Origin of the sequence: Bradyrhizobium sp. CCGUVB14, assembly GCF_024199935.1 — a bacterium.
Classification (GTDB): domain Bacteria; phylum Pseudomonadota; class Alphaproteobacteria; order Rhizobiales; family Xanthobacteraceae; genus Bradyrhizobium.
This window is the reverse complement of the sequence record NZ_JANADS010000001.1, coordinates 8,304,692-8,326,749: the sequence shown is the minus strand read 5'-3', so window position 1 is coordinate 8,326,749 and position 22,058 is coordinate 8,304,692. Positions and strand designations below refer to the sequence as shown.

At 65.1% G+C, this 22,058-nt stretch carries 18 protein-coding genes and 1 other RNA gene; 9 read left to right on the top strand and 10 right to left on the bottom strand.

The genetic code is table 11. The features are described from left to right. Window positions 1-295: 295 nt before the first annotated feature. From fba to tkt, 4 genes are all read right to left on the bottom strand, one after another. Window positions 296-1,363: a class II fructose-bisphosphate aldolase gene (gene fba / locus NLM32_RS38975; RefSeq protein ID WP_254133974.1), complete on the bottom strand. Its 1,068-nt coding sequence runs from the start codon at window positions 1,361-1,363 to the stop codon at window positions 296-298. A gap of 51 nt (window positions 1,364-1,414) precedes the next feature. Then, window positions 1,415-2,608 carry a phosphoglycerate kinase gene (locus tag NLM32_RS38970; protein WP_254133973.1) on the bottom strand — a complete coding sequence of 398 codons (1,194 nt, stop codon included), beginning with the start codon at window positions 2,606-2,608 and terminating at the stop codon, window positions 1,415-1,417. 166 nt (window positions 2,609-2,774) lie between these two features. Next, window positions 2,775-3,782, bottom strand: a complete 1,008-nt coding sequence (gene gap, locus NLM32_RS38965; RefSeq protein WP_254133972.1) for a type I glyceraldehyde-3-phosphate dehydrogenase — start codon at window positions 3,780-3,782, stop codon at window positions 2,775-2,777. Window positions 3,783-3,954: 172 nt separating this feature from the next. Next, complete coding sequence (tkt, locus tag NLM32_RS38960; RefSeq protein ID WP_254133971.1) at window positions 3,955-5,940, bottom strand: transketolase; 1,986 nt, start codon at window positions 5,938-5,940, stop codon at window positions 3,955-3,957. A gap of 298 nt (window positions 5,941-6,238) precedes the next feature. Here tkt and NLM32_RS38955 point away from each other — a divergent pair, with 298 nt between their 5' ends. The 5 genes from NLM32_RS38955 (at window position 6,239) to NLM32_RS38935 (ending at window position 8,815) form a co-directional block, all read left to right on the top strand. Beyond that, a complete protein-coding gene (locus NLM32_RS38955) occupies window positions 6,239-6,559 on the top strand; it encodes a DUF4164 domain-containing protein (protein WP_375143609.1) in 321 nt (106 codons plus the stop codon). After that, window positions 6,556-6,939, top strand: a complete 384-nt coding sequence (locus tag NLM32_RS38950; RefSeq protein ID WP_254133970.1) for a cell division protein ZapA — start codon at window positions 6,556-6,558, stop codon at window positions 6,937-6,939. Before NLM32_RS38955 ends, NLM32_RS38950 begins: the two co-directional genes overlap by 4 nt. Window positions 6,940-7,040: 101 nt before the next feature. Beyond that, window positions 7,041-7,201, top strand: a non-coding RNA gene (gene ssrS / locus NLM32_RS38945) — 6S RNA. A gap of 215 nt (window positions 7,202-7,416) precedes the next feature. Beyond that, the gene (locus NLM32_RS38940) at window positions 7,417-8,013 is read left to right on the top strand and encodes a 5-formyltetrahydrofolate cyclo-ligase (protein ID WP_254133969.1); all 597 of its coding nucleotides are present in this window, start codon (window positions 7,417-7,419) and stop codon (window positions 8,011-8,013) included. Further along, complete coding sequence (locus NLM32_RS38935) at window positions 7,991-8,815, top strand: TIGR00282 family metallophosphoesterase (RefSeq protein ID WP_254133968.1); 825 nt, start codon at window positions 7,991-7,993, stop codon at window positions 8,813-8,815. The genes NLM32_RS38940 and NLM32_RS38935 overlap by 23 nt, the downstream gene beginning before the upstream one ends. Before the next feature lie 298 nt (window positions 8,816-9,113). Here NLM32_RS38935 and NLM32_RS38930 read toward each other — a convergent pair whose 3' ends face one another. Further along, complete coding sequence (locus NLM32_RS38930) at window positions 9,114-10,178, bottom strand: GTP-binding protein (RefSeq protein WP_254133967.1); 1,065 nt, start codon at window positions 10,176-10,178, stop codon at window positions 9,114-9,116. A 120-nt stretch (window positions 10,179-10,298) separates the two neighbouring features. Here NLM32_RS38930 and NLM32_RS38925 point away from each other — a divergent pair, with 120 nt between their 5' ends. Continuing rightward, entirely contained in the window at window positions 10,299-11,396 is a 1,098-nt protein-coding gene (locus tag NLM32_RS38925) for a cyclase family protein (RefSeq protein WP_254133966.1), read from the top strand. A gap of 467 nt (window positions 11,397-11,863) precedes the next feature. Here NLM32_RS38925 and NLM32_RS38920 read toward each other — a convergent pair whose 3' ends face one another. The 5 genes from NLM32_RS38920 to NLM32_RS38900 form a co-directional block, all read right to left on the bottom strand. After that, entirely contained in the window at window positions 11,864-13,207 is a 1,344-nt protein-coding gene (locus NLM32_RS38920; protein ID WP_254133965.1) for a cytochrome c, read from the bottom strand. Beyond that, the gene (locus tag NLM32_RS38915; RefSeq protein ID WP_254133964.1) at window positions 13,204-15,366 is read right to left on the bottom strand and encodes a molybdopterin cofactor-binding domain-containing protein; all 2,163 of its coding nucleotides are present in this window, start codon (window positions 15,364-15,366) and stop codon (window positions 13,204-13,206) included. Before NLM32_RS38915 ends, NLM32_RS38920 begins: the two co-directional genes overlap by 4 nt. A gap of 8 nt (window positions 15,367-15,374) precedes the next feature. Further along, window positions 15,375-15,839 (bottom strand): (2Fe-2S)-binding protein, encoded by a 465-nt coding sequence (locus NLM32_RS38910; protein ID WP_254133963.1) that lies wholly within the window; start codon window positions 15,837-15,839, stop codon window positions 15,375-15,377. A gap of 688 nt (window positions 15,840-16,527) precedes the next feature. Continuing rightward, the gene (locus NLM32_RS38905) at window positions 16,528-17,952 is read right to left on the bottom strand and encodes a methyl-accepting chemotaxis protein (RefSeq protein ID WP_254133962.1); all 1,425 of its coding nucleotides are present in this window, start codon (window positions 17,950-17,952) and stop codon (window positions 16,528-16,530) included. Between the two features lie 188 nt (window positions 17,953-18,140). Next, a complete protein-coding gene (locus NLM32_RS38900) occupies window positions 18,141-19,877 on the bottom strand; it encodes a methyl-accepting chemotaxis protein (protein WP_254133961.1) in 1,737 nt (578 codons plus the stop codon). A gap of 208 nt (window positions 19,878-20,085) precedes the next feature. Here NLM32_RS38900 and NLM32_RS38895 point away from each other — a divergent pair, with 208 nt between their 5' ends. From NLM32_RS38895 to ruvA, 3 genes are all read left to right on the top strand, one after another. Continuing rightward, window positions 20,086-20,832 carry a YebC/PmpR family DNA-binding transcriptional regulator gene (locus NLM32_RS38895; RefSeq protein WP_254133960.1) on the top strand — a complete coding sequence of 249 codons (747 nt, stop codon included), beginning with the start codon at window positions 20,086-20,088 and terminating at the stop codon, window positions 20,830-20,832. A gap of 77 nt (window positions 20,833-20,909) precedes the next feature. Further along, window positions 20,910-21,437, top strand: a complete 528-nt coding sequence (gene ruvC / locus NLM32_RS38890) for a crossover junction endodeoxyribonuclease RuvC (protein WP_254133959.1) — start codon at window positions 20,910-20,912, stop codon at window positions 21,435-21,437. After that, window positions 21,434-22,051, top strand: a complete 618-nt coding sequence (ruvA, locus tag NLM32_RS38885; RefSeq protein WP_254133958.1) for a Holliday junction branch migration protein RuvA — start codon at window positions 21,434-21,436, stop codon at window positions 22,049-22,051. The genes ruvC and ruvA overlap by 4 nt, the downstream gene beginning before the upstream one ends. The last annotated feature ends 7 nt before the right edge of the window (window positions 22,052-22,058 follow it).

Sequence of the window (22,058 nt, the reverse complement as noted above, 5' to 3'; positions counted from 1 at the left end):
AATAGACGGTTCTCGGGCAATTGCCGAGTTAACGTTGGTCGCAGGGTAAAGGGGGGAGGTCGTCGGGTAAATGGCTGGCCCGGCTGGGCGCCCTTTCACCTCGCCCCGCTTGCGGGGAGAGGTCGGATCGCTCCCGGCGATGCGAAGCATCGTCCGGTGCGTTCCGGGTGAGGGGTACAGGTCTGGCGATAGAGCACAACGCGCGAAGGGAGACCCTCACCCCGCCCTCTCTCCGCGAAGAGCGGGGCGAGTGAGACGATAGAGCGTACCGGCCTTACGCCACCCACGCGATCGCTTACGCGACGCGGGGGTCCAGCTCGCCCTTGGCGTAGCGCTTGGCCATGTCGGCGGGGGTCAGGATCTTCTTGAACTTGGCGGCCTGGCCGGCGGTGTTGAACTCCTGGAGCCGCTGCTTGCACAGCTTGGTCATGGCTTCCATTGCCGGCTTCAGGTACTTGCGCGGATCGAACTCTTCCGGATTGTCCTTGAGGACCTTGCGGATCTGGCCGGTCATGGCCATGCGGTTGTCGGTGTCGATGTTGATCTTGCGCACGCCGTGCTTGATGCCGCGCTGGATCTCGGCGACCGGCACGCCCCAGGTCGGCTTCATCTTGCCGCCATAGGCGTTGATGATGTCCTGCAGGTCCTGCGGCACCGAGGAGGAGCCGTGCATCACCAGATGCGTGTTGGGCAGCTTGCGGTGGATCTCCTCGATCACGTTCATGGCGAGGATGTCGCCGTCCGGCTTGCGGGTGAACTTGTACGCGCCGTGCGACGTTCCCATCGCGATCGCGAGCGCGTCGACCTTGGTCTCCTGGACGAACTTCACGGCCTCGTCGGGATTGGTCAGGAGCTGGTCGTGGCTCAGCTTGCCTTCGGCGCCGTGGCCGTCTTCCTTGTCGCCCATGCCGGTCTCGAGCGAGCCGAGCACGCCGAGCTCACCCTCGACCGAGATGCCGCCGAGATGGGCCATGTCGGTCACGGTCTTGGTGACGCCGACATTGTAGGTCCAGTCGCCGGGGGTCTTGCCGTCGGCCTTGAGCGAGCCGTCCATCATGACAGAGGTGAAGCCGGCCTGGATCGCGGTCATGCAGGTCGCGGCCTCGTTGCCGTGGTCGAGATGCACGCAGACCGGAATGTGCGGATAGATCTCGGTGACCGCGTCCATCATGTGCTTGAGCATGACGTCGTTGGCGTAGGAGCGCGCACCGCGCGAGGCCTGGATGATGACGGGCGCGTCGACCTGGTTGGCCGCGTCCATGATCGCCAGCGCCTGCTCCATGTTGTTGATGTTGAAGGCCGGGACGCCGTAATCGTTCTCCGCAGCATGGTCGAGCAATTGACGCAACGTGATCCGAGCCATCTGTCTTTTTCTCCGTTCGGGCCTCAGGGCCGCTTGTTTCTTGCCGTCTGATTACTTGATGCGCAGAACTTCGACGCCGGGCAGGGGCTTGCCCTCCATCCATTCAAGAAATGCGCCACCGGCGGTCGAGACATAGGTGAACTGACCGGCCACTTGGGCCTGGTTGAGGGCCGCAACGGTGTCGCCGCCGCCTGCGATCGAGATCAGCTTTTTCGCCTTGGTACGCTCGGCGGCGTGCTTGGCGGCCGCGACCGTGCCGCGGTCGAACGGCTGCATCTCGAAGGCGCCGAGCGGCCCGTTCCAGACCAGCGTGGCGGCGTCGTCGATGGCGGCGTGGATGCGCGCGATCGACTGCGGGCCGACATCGAGGATCATGCCGTCGGCCGGGATCGCATCGAGCCCGTAGGCGTGCGACGGCGCGTTGGCGGCGAAGTGATACGCGACGGTGGCGTCCACCGGCAAAATGATGGCGCAGTTGGCGGCTTCCGCCTTCTCCATGATGCGCAGCGCAGTGGGCGCGAGATCCTTCTCGGCCAGCGACTTGCCGACGCCGACGCCCTGGGCGTGCAGGAAGGTGTTGGCCATGCCGCCACCGATCACGAGCGCGTCAACCTTGTTGACGAGGTTTTCGAGCAGGTCGATCTTGGTCGAGACTTTTGCGCCGCCGATGATCGCGATGACCGGCTTGGTCGGCGAGCCCAGCGCCTTTTCCAGTGCGTCGAGCTCGGCCTGCATGGTGCGGCCGGCATAGGCCGGCAGCTTGTGGCCGAGACCTTCGGTCGAGGCGTGGGCGCGGTGCGCCGCGGAGAACGCATCGCTGACCCAGATGTCGCCGAGCTTCGCCAGTTCCGCGACGAAGGCGGGATCGTTCTTCTCTTCCTCTTTGTGGAAACGGGTGTTTTCCAGACAGAGGATGTCGCCGTCCTTCATTGCCGCCACGGCGCTGGCCGCGGGCTCGCCGATGCAATCGTCGGCAAACGCGACGGGCTTCTTCACGACCTTCGAGAGCGCTTCCGCCACGGGCTTGAGCGATTCCTTGGGATCGCGGCCCTTCGGCCGGCCGAAATGCGCGAGCAGGATGACCTTGCCGCCCTTGTCCGCAATTTCATTGATGGTCGGCGCGACGCGCTCGAGCCGGGTCGCGTCGCTGACGCGGCCATTGTCCATGGGCACATTGAGATCGACGCGCAGCAGCACGCGCTTGCCCTTCACGTCGACGTCGTCGAGGGTGCGGAATTTGGCCATGTCCTGATTACTCGTTAGCTGGCGACGCTACTAACCATCGCGCTCGGGTGGATTGCCTTCCTGCCTGGTCGTTACCTTGTCTCCTTGGCGCATGCCATACGCGATCAATGCGAACAGCAGGATGACGCCAGGAATTCCGATCCAGGCAGGAAGCATAACGCTCCCCTTAGATCACCTTCGCGAATGCAACGGCGGTGTCCGCCATGCGGTTCGAGAAACCCCACTCGTTGTCGTACCAGGACATCACGCGCACCAGCGTGCCGTTCTGCACCTTGGTCTGGTCCTCGTGGAAGGTCGAGGAGTGCGGGTCGTGGTTGAAGTCGATCGAGACGTTCGGCTGATTGGTGTAGCCGAGAATGCCCTTGAGCTGCTGCTCCGAGGCGCGCTTCATCGCCGCGTTGATTTCCTTGGCGTCGGTGGCGCGCTTGGCGACGATCTTGAGATCGATGACCGAGACGTTCGGCGACGGCACGCGGATCGAGACGCCGTCGAGCTTGCCCTTCAGCTCGGGCAGCACGAGGCCGATCGCCTTGGCGGCGCCGGTCGAGGTCGGGATCATCGACATCGCAGCCGCGCGGCCGCGATAGAGATCCTTGTGCAGCGTGTCCAGCGTCGGCTGGTCGCCGGTGTAGGCGTGGATCGTGGTCATGAAGCCGGTCTCGATGCCGACGAGGTCGTTCAGCACCTTGGCGACCGGCGCCAGGCAGTTGGTGGTGCAGGAGCCGTTGGAGACCACCATGTGGTCCTTGGTCAGCGTGTCGTGGTTGACGCCGTAGACGATGGTGGCATCGGCGCCGTCGGCCGGAGCCGAGACCAGCACACGCTTGGCGCCGGCGGCGAGATGCGCGGAGGCCTTGTCCTTCGCGGTGAAGATGCCGGTGCATTCCATCGCGATGTCGACGCCGAGATCCTTCCAGGGCAGTTTTGAGGGATCGCGCTCGGCGGTCACCTTGATCTTGCCGCTGCCGAGATTGATGGAGTCGCCATCGACCGTCACGGTGCCGGGGAAGCGGCCATGGACGCTGTCGAAGCGGAGGAGATGGGCGTTGGTCTCGACCGGACCGAGGTCGTTGATGCCGACGACCTCGATGTCCTTGCGGCCGGACTCGGCGATAGCCCGCAGGATGTTGCGGCCGATGCGGCCAAAACCGTTAATTCCGACGCGGACTGCCATGTTTCATCTCCTTATGACCGTTCAATGACGGGCTCGATAACGCCTAGTCTTCCCGCACAACGCGCGAGTTACGCGCCTGCGAGGGTTTTTTAGGGGCGGACGCCCGGTTCGGCCGGGCGGTGCTTGATCATATGAGAGATTACGTAGTCCTTTTTTTTGGCAAGCTCAACTCTCAGCTAACGCGCTTCAGCACAGCGTTAACCGCGGCCTCGGCGGTAATGCCGAAATGCCTGTAAAGGTCCTTCGCCGGCGCGCTCGCGCCGAACGAATGCATGCCGATAAATTCGCCATCCTGGCCGATCACGGCATCCCAGCCCCAGCGCACCGCGGCCTCGATCGCGACCTTCACCGGCGCATTGCCGATGATGGCGGCACGCTTGGCCTCTGGTTGCGCTAACAACAGCTCGAGCGAGGGCACCGAGACCACCCGCGACGGGATGCCGCGTTCGGCGAGCTGCTTCTGGGCGGCCACCGCGATCTCGACCTCGGAGCCGGAGGCGAACAGCGTCGCCTTGGCTTCGCCCTCGGCGGCGACCAGCTCGTAGGCGCCGGCCGCGCAAGGGTTGTCGTTCGGTGCATTGGTGCGGAGCTGCGGCAGGTTCTGCCGCGTCAGCGCCAGCACGGTCGGGCCGTCGATGCGATTGAGCGCGAGCTCCCAGCACTCGGCGACCTCGATGGAATCGGCGGGGCGGAACACGCGCATGTTCGGAATGGCGCGAAGCGCTGCGAGATGCTCGACCGGCTGATGGGTCGGGCCGTCTTCGCCGAGGCCGATGGAGTCATGCGTCATCACGTAGACGACGCCGGTGCCCATCAGCGCGGCGAGGCGCATCGCGGGCCGCGCGTAGTCGGTGAACACCAGGAAGGTCGCGCCGTTCGGCGCAAAGCCGCCGTGCAGGAAGATGCCGTTCATCGCGGCGCACATGCCGTGCTCGCGGATGCCGTAATGGATGAAGCGGCCCTTCGGCGTCTTGGCGGAGAAGGCGGTCGCCGACTTCGCCTTGTTGTTGTTGGAGCCGGTGAGGTCGGCGGAGCCGGCGAGGAATTCCATCGGCATCGCGCCGGCGATCACCTCGATCACGGCTTCCGACGACTTGCGGGTCGCCGCGACAAGCGGCTTTTCCAAGAGCTCCTTCTTGTAGGCGCGCACGGCCTTGGCGAGCGAGGCCGGACGCTCATGGCGCAGGCGGCGCTCGAACTCGGCGCGCTTGCGGCTGCCGAGCTCACCGAGCCGGCCTTCCCATTCCTGTCGTGCCACGGCGCCGCGGCTGCCGGCTGCGCGCCAGGCCTTCAGCACGTCATCTGGCACCGAGAACGGCTCGAGCGAGATGCCGAGATTTTCCTTGGCGGCCTTGAGCTCGTCGGCGCCGAGCGCTTCGCCATGCGCCTTCGCGGTGCCGGCCTTGTGCGGCGCGCCGAAGCCGATGGTGGTGCGGCAGGCGATCAGCGTCGGCTTGTTGGACTTTTGCGCGCGGGTGATCGCAGCCGCGATCGCGACCTGGTCATGACCGTCGATCTTCTCGGCGGCCCACCCCGCAGACTTGAAGCGCTTCACCTGGTCGACGGAATCGGCGATCGAGGTCGGGCCGTCGATCGAGATGCCGTTGTCGTCGTAGAGCACGATCAGCTTGCCGAGCTTCCAGTGGCCGGCCATCGCGATCGCTTCCTGCGACACGCCTTCCATCAGGTCGCCGTCGGAAGCGAGCACGTAGGTGTGGTGGTCGACGATCTTCTTGCCGAACTCGGCGGCGAGCATCTTCTCGGCGAGCGCCATGCCGACCGCGGTCGAGATGCCCTGGCCGAGCGGGCCGGTGGTGGTCTCGATGCCCTTGGTGTGGAAGTTCTCGGGGTGACCCGGCGTCAATCCGCCGAGCTGGCGGAATTGCTTGAGCTGGTCCAGCGTCATCGCGGTGTTGCCGGTCAAGTACAGCAGCGAATAGAGCAGCATCGAGCCATGGCCGGCCGAGAGCACGAAGCGGTCGCGGTCGGGCCAGTCGGTGACGGCGGCGTCGAATTTCAGGAACTGCGTGAACAGCACCGTGGCGATGTCGGCGGCGCCCATCGGCAGGCCGGGATGGCCCGACTTCGCCTTCTCGACAGCGTCCATCGAGAGGCCGCGGATCGCATTGGCCATACGGTTGGGGTCGACCTGCGTCATGTCTGAAATCCGTCTGAAATGAGGCGCTTGTGGCTGTCTTCGCCGCGCTGGAAGGAGCCTTTCGGCCGCTGGGGTCGCGGGTGGGATAGCATCTCGGTTCCGGCAGGCCAAGGCAATCAAACGCCGGTTTGGCCGTAAAAGTTGCTTAGCAGTGCATAGTTTCGCGGCGACGTTGCGCTCGGCTAGCTTGCCACGTAAATTTCTGCTTCTAACCGCTTGCCGAACCGAGTCTTTTGCCGGGCGGCAAGCTCCGAGGTAAAGGCCACGGGTCAGGCCCACAGGTTCCGCCGCTGACTGCATGAACGATCGCGTATCCAATAGCGCTGCCATGACGGAGTCCTCCGCCGTCGAGATCGAGATCGCGACCCGCAGGCTCACGGCGGCTCTCGACGCGCTCGAAAGCGCGGTCGAGCGACGGCGCGATGCCGATCGCGACGAGAATGAGCTCGCGACGCGAATCCAGGCGCTGGGCGCGGACCGCTCGCGGCTTGCCGACGAGCTCGACGGTGCGCTGGTGAAGGCGCGCAAGCTCGAGCGCACCAACCGCGAGATCTCCGATCGGCTGGATTCCGCGATCGTCACGATACGTTCGGTGCTCGATACCGGAGAGGACGGATGAGCCACATCAACGTCACCATCAACGCCCGGCAATACCGCATGGCCTGCGAGGAGGGCCAGGAGGTGCGGCTGTTGAAGCTCGCCGAAGGCCTGGAGACGCGGATTCAGTCGCTGCGCGGAAAATTCGGCGAGATCGGCGATGCGCGCCTCACCGTGATGGCGGCGCTGACCGTCTGCGACGAGCTGGTCGACGCCGGCAACCGTATCCGCACCATGGAGCAGGAGCTGGTCGAGCTTAGGGATTTCCGCAACGCCGCCGTCGAGCGCGCCCGGATGACCCAGACCGCCGTGGTCAACGCCCTCAACGCCGCCGCCGAGCGCATCGAGAAGTCGACCCAGGTCCTGAATCGGACCGTCGGGAATGGAATCGCGATCGGCTGAGGTCCACCTCCCCCTCCAGGGGAGGGTGAGACTGTGAACGCCGCGCCAGTGCGACAGTTACCGGGCTGGCGATTCGTCAGTATCGTTGTTACATTGCGACGGCGAGGCTGCGACGCGCGTCCGGAGCCATATATCCCCGGGGCCTTATCGATCCTTTAGGGAACTGTCCCTGGCCGGGCCCGTGGGCTCGGACATATGGTGCCCACCTACTTTCGTAGGGAACTCCGGGATCGAGTGCTTCAACGGCGTCCGCGGCTTCGCACTTTTGTTTGCTGGCAATGCGTTCTTGTCGAATGGCCGTCCACGACAAACCGGCAGTGTCATGCCCCGGCCTAGTGCGCAATTGCGCACGGGGGACCGGGGCATCCAGTACGCCGCGGCGTCGATGTTTGATCACTGGCGTCTCTGGAATACTGGATCGCCCGCTTCCGCGGGCGATGACGGCGGAGCAAGGCTCCGCCTTCGGAGCAAGCGCACATGACCAACACCAAATCCGAACTCCGTGCCAAGGCCCTCGCGGCACGTGATGCGCTGAGCGAGAAGAAGCGCACCGCCGCCGCTGCAAAACTCGCCAAGCGCGGGCTGCCGTTCGAGCTCGTTCCCGGCACCATCGTCTCCGGCTACTCGCCGATCCGCAGCGAGATCGATCCGATGCCGCTGCTGAAGAAGCTCGCCGAGGATGGCGCGAAGCTCGCGTTGCCCTGCGTCACCGCGCGCGGCCAGTCACTGGTCTTCCGCATCTTCCATCCGAACGACCGCCTGATGCTCGGCCCGCTCGGCATTCCCGAGCCGTCGCCGGCCGCCGCCGAGGTCATCCCCGACATCATGCTGACGCCGCTCGCGGCGTTCGACCGTCTCGGCCACCGCATCGGCTATGGTGCGGGGCATTACGACTTCACCTTCGCGCATCTGCGCAAGGCCAAGAACATCCTCGGCATCGGGCTCGCTTTTGCAGCGCAGGAGATCAAGGCGGTCCCTGCACTATCGCACGACGTGGCGCTGGATTATGTGCTAACGGAATCGGACGTGTTTGATTTCCGGAGTTCTGAAGTTGCGCATTCTCTTCGTGGGTGACGTCGTCGGCCGCAGCGGCCGCGATGCAATCGCCGAATATCTTCCCGGCATGGTCAAGGACTGGTCGCTCGATTTCGTCGTCGTCAACGGCGAGAATTCGGCTGGCGGCTTCGGTATCACCGAGACGATCTATCAGGAGTTCATCGAGGCCGGCGCCGACGCGGTGACGCTCGGCAATCATTCCTGGGACCAGCGCGAAGCCCTCGTGTTCATCGAACGCGCCGAACGCCTGGTGCGGCCGGCGAACTATCCGCGCGGCACGCCCGGCCGTGGCGCCGCCCTGGTCGAGACCAAGAACGGCAAGCATGCGCTCGTCGTCAACGCGCTGGGGCGCGTGTTCATGACCCCGTTCGACGATCCCTTTGCAGCGCTCGAGCGCGAGCTCGGCGCCTGCCCGCTCGGCGTCGCGGCCGACGCCATCGTGGTCGACTTCCATTGCGAGGCGAGCAGCGAGAAGCAGGGCGTCGGCTTCTTCTGCGACGGCCGCGCCAGCCTCGTCGTCGGCACGCACACGCATGTGCCGACCGCCGACCACCAGATCCTCACCGGCGGCACCGCCTACATGACCGACGCCGGCATGACCGGCGACTACGACTCCATCATCGGCATGCAGAAGGAAGAGCCGCTGCGCCGCTTCACCTCGGGGATTCCGTCGGGCCGCTTCGAGCCGGCCGCGGGCGCGGCGACGCTGAGCGGCGTCGCGGTCGAGACGGATGACGCGACGGGCCTCGCGCTGAAGATCGCGCCGGTGCGCGTTGGGGGAAGGCTGGAGCCGGCGACGCCGAAATTCTGGTTGAGCTGAGCGGCCGCGCCACACACTCGCTGTCGTCCCCGCGAAGAAATCGTAGGGTGGGCAAAGGCGCACTTGCGCCGTGCCCACGATCTTTCTCGATCGCTAAAGGTGGTGGGCTGCCACCCTCCCCTGGAGGGGGAGGGTCGATCGCGCGCAGCGCGAGCGGGGTGGGGTGATCTCTCCCCACGGGCACTGTTGGATGTGGAGAGACCGTCACCCCACCCCGGCTCATGTCTCGCTTCGCTCAACATGAGCCGACCCTCCCCCTCCAGGGGAGGGTTAGGCAGCGTCCCGCATTTCGACGATGTCACGCCGCCGCGCGAACCGCCTGCCAGAGGTCCAGCACGTCGGAACGCGAAATCCCGCGTGTGATGAAGACGATGCGCGAGCGGCGATCGCCGTCGGGCCAGGCAGCCAGCGCCACCGGCGGATGAAACACATGGTGCACGCCATGGATCACGATCGGCGTCGGCTCGTCCTGAAGATTGAGAATCCCTTTCACCCGCAAGAGGTCCGCGCCGCGCGCGTTGCGCAAATGCGCGAGCCAGTGCGTCACGGCCATCCAGTCGAGCGGTTCGTCGAACGCGAGCATGAAGCTGGTGATGGACGCGTCGTGATCATGATGATCATGGTCATGCTGCGCGTGCTCATGGTGCGAATGACCGGCATGCGCGTGCGGCCCGGTAAAGGCGTGCTCATTGAGCCAGCGCGCGACGTCGATCTTTTTTTTCTCGGGATCGATCAGGCCGGCGCCGAACAGGTTGGCCGGATCGATCTCGCCGTGATCGACGGTTTCGATTCCAGCGGCGGGATTGAGCTGGCGTAGACGCAACTGCAGCGCGCCGATATCTTCGACAAGATCGCGCTTGGTGATCAGCAGCCGGTCCGCCAGCGCGACCTGCTTCACCGCCTCGAATTGACGGTCGAGCTGATGCGATGCGTTGACGGCGTCGATCGTGGTCACGATCGCGTCGAGCCGCAGGAAGTGCGAGACGAGCGGATTGTTGAGCAGAAGCTGGACGATCGGCGCGGGATCGGCGAGCCCGGTGGTCTCGATCAGGATGCGGCGGAATGGCGGGATCTCGCCGCGGTCGCGCTTCACCAGAAGGTCTCGCAGCGTCTGCTCGAGGTCGCTGCGGATGGTGCAGCAGATGCAGCCGCTCGCAAGCACGGCGACTTCGCCGTCGACGCGCTCGACCAGCAGATGATCGAGGCTGATCTCGCCGTACTCGTTGATGATGACGGCGCTGTCCTTCATGTCGTCGTGGCGCAGCAGGCGATTGAGCAGCGTGGTCTTGCCGCTGCCGAGAAAGCCGGTGATCAGCGATACCGGTAGCCGCTGCGCCGATTTGTCGCTTTCGAACAGGCTCATGGGAAGCTCGCGCGCCGACCGTCATATTTTTGCCGCTGGACAACAGCGTAGCGGAGGAGGAGGCTGGCGGAAACAATTTTAGAGTCAGAGCTTATTCTGACCACAACCTGGGAGGGTGCAATGTCTAATGAGATCAATAACGTAGATCAAGACGACAGCGGCTCCACGACAGATCGCCGGACCCTGCTCCGCACCGCGGGCATCGCCGGCGTTGCCGGAGCCGCACTCGCCGGCTCGATGCACGGCAAGTTCTCGCTCGCCCCGATCAGCGAAGCCCAGGCGCAGACCGCAACCTCCATGCCCAAGGGCACCGACAAGCCGTGGTGGCCGTCGAAATGGGGCAAGGACGATGAGTGCGGCGCATCCAATCACATCACGCCCGAGAAAGTCCTCGACACCGCAAAATGGATCAAGGACGGCAAGATCTACAAGATCGGCCGTGTCTACGAAGGTGGCATGCCGCTGTTCGGTCCGCGCGCGTTCACGCTGCGCATTCCCGGCAGCCCGACCGGCGGCCCGTTCGGCGACAACAAGATGGTCTATCACGACGAATTCCTGACCACCGAGATCGGCCAGACCGGCACGCAGTTCGACGGTCTCGGCCATATCGGCATCCAGCTGGGCAAGGACGGCGACAAGAGCGAGATGAAATTCTACAACGGCTTCACTGCCCAGGAGATCAGCGACGCCTACGGCCTGAAGAAGCTCGGCGTCGAGAAGCTCAAGCCGCTGTTCACCCGAGGCCATCTCGTCGACATGGTCGCGCTCAAGGGCGGCATGATGGACGCCGGGCAGGAGATATCAGCGGCCGACATCAAGGCGGCCTTGGCCAAGCAGAACATGAATGAAGCCGACATCAAGCCAGGCGACGCGATCTTCTTCCACACCGGCTGGGGCTCGCTGTGGATGAAGAACAACGATCGCTTCAACAGCGGCGAGCCCGGCATCGGCCTCGATGCCGCAAAATGGGTGGTCGAGAAGGATCTCTCGCTGACCGGCGCCGACACCTGGGCGGTCGAGGTGGTGCCCAATCCCGACAAGTCGCTCGCCTTCGTGGTCCACGCCGAGCTCCAGACCAAGCACGGCATCCACAACCACGAGAACCTCTTCTTCGACGATCTGATCGCCGACAAGAAGTACCAGTTCGTCTACTGCTTCGCGCCCGCCCCGATCAAGGGCGCCACCGGCAGCAACGGCTGCCCGATTGCGATTACGTGAGGACAAAGATCGGCGCGGGCGTGTGAAGCGTCCGCGCCGATGCTGTGGTTTAGCCAACGCCATACAATCGGTGTCGTCCCGGCGAAGGCCGGGACCCATAACCCCAGGGAGAAGTTGTGGCGCGAAGCTGGTCACTCCGGGTCTTCGCAAAACTCTTGCTGCGGCGTATGGGTCCCGGATCTGCGCTTCGCTTGTCCGGGACGACAGATTGAGGTGCACGCTCTCGCATCAATCTCGCCGCACACAATTCCGCTGCCGAATGGTGAGTTGACGAGCGCGGCCACACCCTCAGTGTCGTCCCGGCGAAAGCCGGGACCCATACGCCGCAGCAGCAGTCGTTACGCGCGATGGTCATTACTCATCTTCGCCAAACGCTTGCTGCGGTGTATGGGTCCCGGATCTGCGCTGCGCTTGTCCGGGACGACAGGGGAGATTGACGCGCGATCGCGCGTCAATCTTGCTATCCGCTACTCCGCCGTTTGCTCCCGCAGCTCCGCCACGTCCTTCGCCGTCAGCTTCGAGCCCTTGGTGCCGAACCGCGCCGTGACGTAGTTCGCCACCGCCGCGATCTCGTCGTCGGTGTAGGCATTGCCGAACGCCGGCATCGACAGCGCGCCGTCGGGCGTGTGCCGCTTGGTGCCCGAGATCACGATCTGCGCGACGTTGGTGGCGGCGGGGTCATTGACGGCCCAGGTGCCGGTGAGCGTCGCCATCGGCGACACCGGGCTCTCGCCGCTCCAGCCATGGCAGCTGGCGCAGGCGCTGGCGAACACCTTCTTGCCGCGTGCGTCGGCCGTCACGCCGTCCTTGTGCGAGGCGGGCGCGACCGGCGCCGTGGTGGCCGGAAGATCGGGCGAGGGCACCGGCGGCACGCTGCGCAAATACGCAACGATGGAGCGGATGTCCTCCGGCGCGAACTGGCTAAAGCTGTGGTCGACAGCTTCGCCCATCGGACCCGAGGCCGAGCCGTGGCCCGGCGCATGGCCGAGCGACAGATAGGCGATCAGATCCGCGTCGCTCCAGTTGCCGAGGCCGGTGGCCTTGTCGGAGGAGATGTTGAAGGCGTGCCAGCCGGCGGTGATGGCGCCGGCGAACTTCTTGCGGTTGTCGAGCGCAAAGCCGAGATTGCGCGGCGTATGGCACTCGCCGCAATGGGCGAGCGCTTCCGCGAGATACGCACCTCTGTTCCACTCCGGGCTCTTCGACGTGTCGGGCGCAAAGCGCGTGTCCGGATTGAACACGGCCGACCAGAACAACATCGCCCAGCGCTGGTTGAACGGGAACGACAGTGTGTTCTCCGGCGCCTTGGCGCGCACGGCCGGCAGACTGAACAGATACGCCTTTACCGCCAGCACGTCGTCATCGCTCATATAGGTGTAGGACGTGTACGGCATGGCCGGATAGAGCCGGGCGCCGTCATGCCGCTTGCCGCGCTGGACCGCGTTGAGAAAATCCTGGTCGCTGTAATTGCCGATGCCGGTGTCCTTGTCGGGCGTGATGTTGGTCGAATAGAGCGTGCCGAACGGCAGCTTGAAAGCGAGCCCGCCGGAGTAATCCTTCTCGCCGGGCTTGGTGTGGCAGACCATGCAGTCGGCCGCCTTCGCCAGATATTCGCCGCGCTCGACCAGGCTTGCTTTCTCCAGCTTGGCCGGCACGCCCGTGGGCTTGCCGGCGCGGTAGTCGGCCAGCGCAACCCTGGTGCCGCCGGCGAAATCGAGCGGACCGGGTCCGCGGATGATGAAGACGCCTGATACCACCGCGACGATGGCGATCACGACGAGGCTTGCAAGGATACGCATTGTCCGGCTCATGCCTTCCTCCCGGCAGCCAGGAGTTTACGGTCGATCGGCAGGCGCCGCAGCGCCACGCCGGTTGCGGCGTAAATCGCGTTGCGTAACGCCGGCGGTCCGGCATTGACGCCGGCCTCGCCGATGCCGCCGGGCGCCTCGCCGCTCTTGACGACGATGACCTCGATCTTCGGCGTCTCGTTGATGCGCATCATGCGGTAGTCGTGGAAGTTCGACTGCTGCACGCGGCCCTTCTCGATGGTGATCTCGCCATAGAGCGCGGCGGTGAGGCCGAAGATCAGTCCGCCCTCGATCTGCGCCTTCACCGTATCGGGATTCACAGCGATGCCGGTGTCGACCACCGAGGTGACGCGGCGAAGCACGATCTCGCCGATGTCGTCGATCTCCGCTTCCACCACGGTCGCGATGAAGCTCGCGAAGGACGGCTGCACGCAGACGCCGCGGCCGACGCGCGCCGGCAGCGGCTGGCCCCAGCCGGACTTTTCAGCGACCTGGTTGAGCACCGCGAGCATGCGCGGGTTCTTGGTCAGCATCGACTTCCGGAATTCGATCGGATCCTTGCCGGCCTTGCGGGCGAGCTCGTCCATGGCGCATTCGACCGCGAACACGTTGTTGTTCGGGCCGACGCCGCGCCAGAAGCCGGTCGGCACCGCCGGCGGCTCGGCATGGACATATTCGACGTGGAAGTTGGCGAAATCATAGGGTGCGTCGACCGCGGCGTCGATCGCGTCGATGTCGATACCCTTCTGGAACGCCGGCGGCAGCCAGCGCGCCAACACGGCCGAGCCGGCGACCTTGTACTTCCAGCCTGCCACCTTGCCGTCGACCAGCGACGCCGTGACCTGGTCGCGATAAACGGGACGGTAGACGTCGTGCTGGATGTCCTCCTCGCGGGTCCAGATCACCTTGACGGGATAGTCGACCTGCTTTGCGATCTTCACCGCGGCAATGACCATGTCCGGCTCGAGCTTGCGGCCAAAACCGCCGCCGAGCAGGTGCTGATTGACGATCACCTTGTCGACCGGAAGCCCTGCGGCCTTTGCCGCCTCCGACTGCACGCGCGTCATGATCTGCGTGCCGGTCCAGATCTCGCAGGAGTCTTTCGTGACCCGTACGGTGGCGTTGATCGGCTCCATCGAGGCATGCGCGAGGAACGGCAATTCGAAGGTCGCCTCGAACTTGTCGCCGGTCGCGAGCGCCTTGGCGATATCGCCGGTGGATTTCGCGATCGCACCGTCCTTCTCGCTGGCCTTGCGCAAATCGTCCCAGACGTCCTTGGTGGAAATCTCAGCGTTCGCTCCCTCGTTCCACTCGATCTTGAGCGCCGCGAGGCCTTGTTTCGCCGCCCACATGTGATCACCGATCACGGCGACGGCGTCGTCGAGCACGACGACCTTGCGCACGCCGGCGATCTTCGTCGCCGCGCTGTCGTCGACCTTGCCGACCTTGCCGCCGAACACCGGGCAATTGGCGATCGCGGCGATCTTCATGTCAGGCAGGATCGCATCGATCCCGTAGAGCGCCTTGCCGTTGACCTTGTCGGGCGTGTCGAGCCGCTTCAGCGGCTGGCCGATCAGGACGAAATCCTTGGGGTCCTTGACCGCGACGTCTTTCGGCGGCGTCTGGCCCTGCGCGGCAAGCGCCAGCTCGCCATAGCCGAGCTTGCGGCCGCTCGCGGCATGCGCGACCTCGCCTTTCGATGCCGTGCAGCTTGCGGGCTCGACGCCCCACTGGGCGGCCGCTGCCTGCACCAGCATCGCGCGCGCGGTGGCGCCGGCCTTGCGCAGCGGCATCCACCAGGCGCGGATCGAGTTGGAGTTGCCGGTGACCTGGAGGCCGAAGGTCGGGTTGGCGTAGAGCTTGTCGTTGGGCGGCGCGTGCTGCACCTCGACCTTGCTCCAGTCGGCATCCAGCTCCTCGGCGAGCACGGCGGAGATCGAGGTGTAGGTGCCCTGGCCCATCTCGACCTGCGGCATCATCAGCACGGTGCGGCCGGTCTCGTCGATCCGGATGAAAGCGTTGGGCGCAAACTTGTCCTCGGTCGCATCCTTCTGCACCGGCTCGTTCGCGGCGCGCAGCGGCACATGGAAGGCGAGCACGAAGCCGGTGGCGAGGCCGCCGGTCAGAAGCGCGCGGCGGGAGACGTTGTGATGTGCATTCATGGCGGACCTCACGATTGACGGCCGGAGGCGGCGAGCTTGATGGCCTCGCGGATGCGCACATAGGTGCCGCAGCGGCAGATGTTGCCGGCCATCGCCGCGTCGATGTCGGCATCGTCAGGGTTGGGCGTTGCCGCCAGCAGCGCCGCGGCCGACATGATCTGGCCGGACTGGCAGTAGCCGCACTGGATCACTTCGGCCTCTAACCAGGCTTTCTGCACCTTCGCGCCTGACGGCGTGCTGCCGACGTGCTCGATGGTGGTGATGGCGCGGTTTGCGACCGCGCTGATCGGCAGCACGCAGGAGCGCACCGCCTTGCCGTCGACATGCACCGTGCAGGCGCCGCATTGCGCGATGCCGCAGCCGAACTTGGTGCCGGTCATGCCGAGGATGTCGCGCAGCACCCACAGCAGCGGCATTTCGGGCGGCGCGTCGAAGGATTTCGTTTCGCCATTGATGGTGAGTGTCGTTGCCATATGCATCCCCTTCTTCGCCGGATCGCTTACGGCGATCTAGTTGGCGAGCTCGCGCGCGACAATAATCATACCGATGTGAAACGATGAAGCGTCGAAATTTCCGGCAATGCATATTTGCTTTGCCGGAGCATCAGGCCATGACGTTCACGAATTTGTGCAGGAATAGCTGCAACGGTTTTGGGCTAATTGATATGATACGCGTCATTTTCTGACGCTTTTGCATCATCGGCGTCTATGGCCGTCGCACATCACCGTGCGAATTCGCAAAACGGTGCGAAGGCGAAACTCGTGCGATTGCGAAAGGCGGGTGATGATCGGCTTCGACGAGATCAGTTAGCTCGCCCGCAGCCATCCTTCGAGACGCCCGCCTGCGGCGGGCCCTCAGGATGAGGGCGGCGTGCGCGGCAGCAATTTCAAACGACGCCGACGCTGCTCAGCCTTATCCTGAGGAGACCGCGAAGCGGTCGTCTCGAAGGACGAGGCGCTTGCTCGGGCGGTCGCCAAGACGTCGGCTGCGACTGCTCCCTCCTGCTGGAGACAGCGGCGACGAGATTGCGTGATTTCGGAATAATAGCATTATGCCGGTGTTTTGCCCGACGAGTCAAGCTACGTCGTGGCCTGCCGGCGCCAGTCGTTGACGACTGGCACCCCGGCTACTGTGCATGGGGTTGTTTTCGAGGCTTTTGATTCAGCCCTGCCGGAAACCCATCCGGAATGCGCCCCAGTGCTTGCCGCGGACCGTAATCGGCGACGACAAATCCTTCATCAGCACGAATTGCCCGCCACCCATGTCGCGGCGATACGTCTGCAGCAGGAAGGGCTTTGTGTTGGCCGCGACCTTCTTCACCGCGCGGTCGGTGAACAGGCGGCGGTTGCGGCAATTGGCGTTGTTCCAGACCGGGTCCTTGCCTTGCGGCAGCCGGTAGTTGGGATTGTGCGTCGGCAAATAGCCGCCCTTGGCCCAGGCGACGCAGAACACGATGCGGGGGTCGGACTTCTGGATCGGGTCCTGGATCGCAGGCAGCACCCGGTCGGTGAAGTCGACATAGGCGGTGTTGTACTGCTTGGGATCGGTGCCGGCGATTTCCCGGTATTTCTCATCCATGAGCTGGTCGAGCGTGATCTCGCCGCGATCGACCGCGGCCTCGAACTCGGCCGAGATCCGCTTGGCGGTGTCGACGACGATTCGGATTAGCGGCGCATCCGATGTCTCCACGCCGCTGTCGGCAATCAGCGCGATCAGCCCCTCGGAGGTATCGAGCAGTTTCGTGACACGCTGGTCGGCGCTCCGGAGATCGCGCGAGGAAAGGTCGACGCCCTTGGCGAGCTCGTTGAGCTCGTTGATGACGGTGTCGCAATGACCGAGATTGGAGGTCGCCGCACGCGTGACGCTGTCGATCTCGGCTTCCACCGAGGCAAAGCCCTGCTGGACGCGCGAGATGATGCCGGAAATCTGCTGGGCACCTTCGCCGGCTGTCTTCGCGCGCTGGGACGCGTCGCTGCTCTCGCCGATCAGGCCTTCGATCTGGCCGTCGAGATCGCGCACGGTGTCGGAGATCTGGTGGGTGGCCTGCCGGGTTGCCTCGGCGAGGTTCTTGACCTCGCTTGCGACCACGGCAAAGCCGCGTCCGGCAGTGCCGGCCCGCGCGGCCTCGATCGTTGCGTTCAGCGCCAGCAGATTGGTCTGCTTGGCGATCGCCTCGATCGAGCCGGAGACTTTTGCGACCTGCGCCAGCGCCGAGCCGACGGCGGAGAGGCGCACCTCGATCCGTTCCACGGCCGCGACGAGCTCGGAGATATGGCTGACCGCGGTGTCGACCGCGCCGCGCGATTGCGCGATCTCGCCGACCGCCGCCGATGTGGTCGACTGCACCGCCTGCGAGGCGTTGGCGATATCGTGGTTGGCCGAGACCATGGTCTCCGCCGTCTTCTGCAGGTGATGGAACCGCTCCGACTGGTTGGCGACGCGGTTGGCGACCTCCTGCACATTGCCGGCGATGTCGGCGAGCTCGACGCCGAGGCCGCCGATGCGGTCGGCGAGCTGGTCGATCAGCCGCTCGGCGAGCGTCCGGTTGGATCCGGTGTCCATGACTGCAAGCTGGGCGAGGGACATTTACGGCCTTCCTCAAGTCAGAGCCGTTCGCCGGCCCTCCGCGGCATTCCCATTCCAACTTCACTTAAAGACGTGATTCGCGGGCCGCGTCTTGCCCGAGAGCGCACTAAGGCACAATTCGCGCCTTAGTTTTTGAGTTTGGGCATGGTCTTGTCGAAAAACCGCTGCACACTTTTTCGGACCATGCCCTACAGCTTGTAAGCCGTGCGAAATCCGCCCCAGTGCCGGCCCTGCACGCGGATCGGGACGTCGATCTCGCGCATCATCACGGTGTTGCCGTTGCCCATGTCGCGCGCATAGCTCTGGATCAGGTACGACCGCAAATTGTGCGCCGCGGCCAGCCCCGCCGGATCGTTGAAGATGCGGCGGTTGCGGCTGTTGGCCATGTTCCAGGCGGCGTCGCCCGGCCGCTGCGGATGCGAGTAGATCTTGTTGTGCACCGGCAGGAAGCCGTTGCGGTCGACCATGGCGCAGAACGCCATGCGCGGTTCCTTGGCGAGAAAGGCTTCCTGGAACGGCGGCAGCGCGCGGTCGGCCCAGTCCAGATATTTTGTGCGGTATTGCTGCGGATTGGTGCCTGATATCTCGGCGTAGTCGGTGTCGAAGAGGTCATCCATCCTGACCTCGCCGCGCGCGACGGCCTGCTCGAAAATCCGGGTCAGCGCGGTGCCGGCCTCCATCGCGCGGGTGACGAACTCGGTATTCTCCTCGTGGATCGACCAGAGCTTGTCTTCGATCTTCTCGCGCTGCGCGGCGTTCGGGCTGACGAATTGCGTGCGGGCGCCGGCCTTGGACTGCTCGATCACGCGCAGGCGGCAGGCGCCGACGTCTTCGAGGCTGCCGTCGATGATCGCCTGCGGCGCCAGCCGGCCTGCTTCCGCACCGCCGATCAAGACGCCGTCCATCGCGATCTCGTAGACCGGCAGCATGCCGCGCGGAGTTTCGAATCTGAGGTGGCAGGGCAGCCGTTCGGTCTTGCGGCGGTCGTCATGCTCGCTCTGGCGGAGCAGTACGGCGCAGCGCGATTTCAGCTTCTGGGCAAAGGTCGTCACGGCCTTGCCGGCGCTGGCGACGTTCTCGCCATGGGTCTCGGCGGCCTTGGTCGCGGCGTCGATCTCGGCCGCGCTTTCGCCGACCGCGATGATGAACTGCGATGCGCTGGCCGCGTTGCCGGAGACCTCGCCGGTGGTGGCGGTCTGCTCGGCGACGGCGCCGTTGACGGTGTCGAACACCGGGCGGATCGCCTCGATCGCCTGCGAGATGCGGTGCACCGCGTCCGCGGAGCCGGCGGCGTCGCGCTGCAGTGCGTCGATCTTCCTGGAGATCTCCTCGGTGGCACCCTGGGTCTGTACCGCGAGCGCCTTGACCTCGGTGGCGACGACGGCAAAGCCCTTGCCGGCGGCGCCGGCGCGCGCGGCCTCGATGGTGGAGTTGAGCGCGAGCAGCGTGGTCTGCCGCGCGATCTGGGCGATCAGATTGACGACATTGCCGATCGCCGCGGAGGATTCACGCAGGCGATCGACATTGGCGCGGGCCTCTTGTGCTGCGGCGCTGGCCTCATCGGCGAGCTTGCCGGCCTCGCGGACCTGCGCGCCGATGCCTTGCGCGGATTGGGTGAACTTGTCGGCGGCATGGGCAAAGCCCGAGGCGTTCGACTGCGCGGCGTTGGTCCGCCCGGTCAGCGCATCGGTACGCTGGCGGATATCGGCAAGCGTCGCCGCGGTCGCCTCGGCGCCGCCCGCGACCGAATTGGCCGCGCGCTCGAGCTGGCGGATCATGGCGCCGAGCTCGAGTTCCAGCAGTTCCAGGATTTCCCGGGCCGAATCGACCTCGGTGGCCGGCGCGGCCGCCGGCTGCGCAGCCTGCAGGGCTGGGGCCGGTGCGGCCGTATCCGGCAGGCGCTTCCGAAATAATGCGAACGCCATTGGGTCTACTCTTGTCGGGAGACGGGCGGAGGCTATTTTCGCAAGCCGGAATGAAATCAGGGTTAACGATGCCTGACTTCCGGGCACGGGCGACTACTGTATTACCTTAAAGTATGAGAGGCTCTTTCATTCCGGTGGGTTGGCGGCCTATAAGGCCGCGCTTTCCCACGCTCACCTTTGGCGCACGATTCCCTAGAGAAGATCACGCATGGCCGGACATTCCCAATTCAAGAACATCATGCACCGCAAGGGCCGGCAGGATGCCCAGAAGTCGAAGCTGTTCGGCAAGCTGGCGCGGGAAATCACTGTCGCAGCCAAGCTCGGCACGCCCGACCCCAACATGAACCCGCGCCTGCGCGCGGCCATCATCGCGGCGCGCCAGGAGAATATGCCGAAGGACAATATCGAGCGTGCCGTGAAGAAGGCGCTCGGCAATGAGGGCGAGAACTATGACGAGATCCGCTACGAGGGCTATGGCCCCGGCGGCGTCGCCGTGATCGTCGAGGCCCTGACCGACAACCGCAACCGTGCCGCCTCCGACATCCGCTCCTTCTTCACCAAATCTGGCGGCAATCTCGGCGAAACCGGCTCGGTCTCCTTCATGTTCGACCGCACCGGCATCATCGAATACGACCGCAGCGTCGCCGATGACGATGCCGTGCTCGATGCCGCAATCGAGGCCGGCGCCGACGACGTGGTCTCGGGCGAAGGCGGACACGAGATCTACGCCTCGACCGAAGGCTATCGCGACGTCGCCAAGGCGCTCGAGGCCAAGTTCGGCGAGCCGCGCAAGGCCGCGCTGATCTGGAAGCCGCAGAACACGGTCGCCGTTGACGACGAGACCGGCGAGAAGCTCTTGAAGCTGATGGACCTGCTCAACGAGCACGACGACGTCCAGAACGTCTATGCCAATTTCGAGATTTCGGACGCGCTGATCGCCAAGATGGGCGGGTAGGGTACAGGCCCCTTTCTCCCGGGGACTTCTGTTCTGTTTCTGTTTCGCTATCATGGGCCAAGCGCTATCACTGGCCCATGACCGCGCTCCCGATTCGCCACCCCGTTCGCATCATCGGCATCGACCCCGGCCTGCGCCGCACCGGCTGGGGCGTGATCGAGGCCGACGGCAATCGCCTGATCTACGTTGCCTGCGGTTCGGTGGAACCGCCGGACGATCTGCCGCTGGCGAGCCGGCTGCTCGCGATCCATGAGGGGCTCACGGCTGTTCTCTCCCATCACACTCCAATGGAGGCCGCGGTTGAGCAGACCTTTGTGAACAAGGACGGCGTCGCGACGCTGAAACTCGGCCAGGCCCGCGGCGTCGCCATGCTGGCGCCCGCAATGTTCGGCATCTCTGTCGCCGAATACGCCCCGAACCAGGTGAAGAAGACGGTGGTCGGCGCCGGCCACGCCGACAAGCAACAGATCGCGATGATGCTGAAGATCCTGCTGCCAAAGGCCGAGCCGCCGTCAGCGGACGCCGCCGACGCGCTCGCCATCGCTATTACTCACGCCCATCACCGCCAGAGCGCGGCGCTCAGGCTGAAGGTGGTGGGACTATGATCGGCAAGCTCAAGGGCCTGATCGATTCCTACGGCGAGGACTATGTTGTCCTCGACGTCGGTGGCGTCGGCTACCAGGTGCATTGCTCGGCGCGGACGCTGCAGCATCTGCCGTCGCCCGGCGAAGCAGCGGTGCTCTCGATCGAAACCTATGTCCGTGAGGATCAAATAAAACTGTTCGGCTTCCGCACCGACCAGGAGCGCGAATGGTTTCGACTGCTCCAGACCGTGCAGGGCGTTGGCGCCAAGGTCGCGCTCGCCGTGCTCGGCACGCTGGCGCCGGCCGATCTCGCCAATGCGATTGCTCTGCGTGACAAGGCCGCCGTGGCGCGCACCCCCGGCGTCGGACCCAAGGTCGCCGAGCGTATCGTCACCGAGTTGAAGGACAAGGCGCCGGCCTTCGCCAATGTCGATCCCGCCGTCGTGCATCTCGCCGGTGCCGTCGACGAGCAGCGCGCGCCGCGCCCGGTGGCGGATGCCATCTCCGCGCTGGTCAATCTCGGCTACGGCCAGCCGCAGGCCGCTGCGGCGATTGCCTCGGCCTCGCGCAGTGCCGGTGAAAATGCCGAGACGGCGCAGCTTATTCGCCTCGGCCTGAAGGAGCTCGCGAAGTGAGCGATCC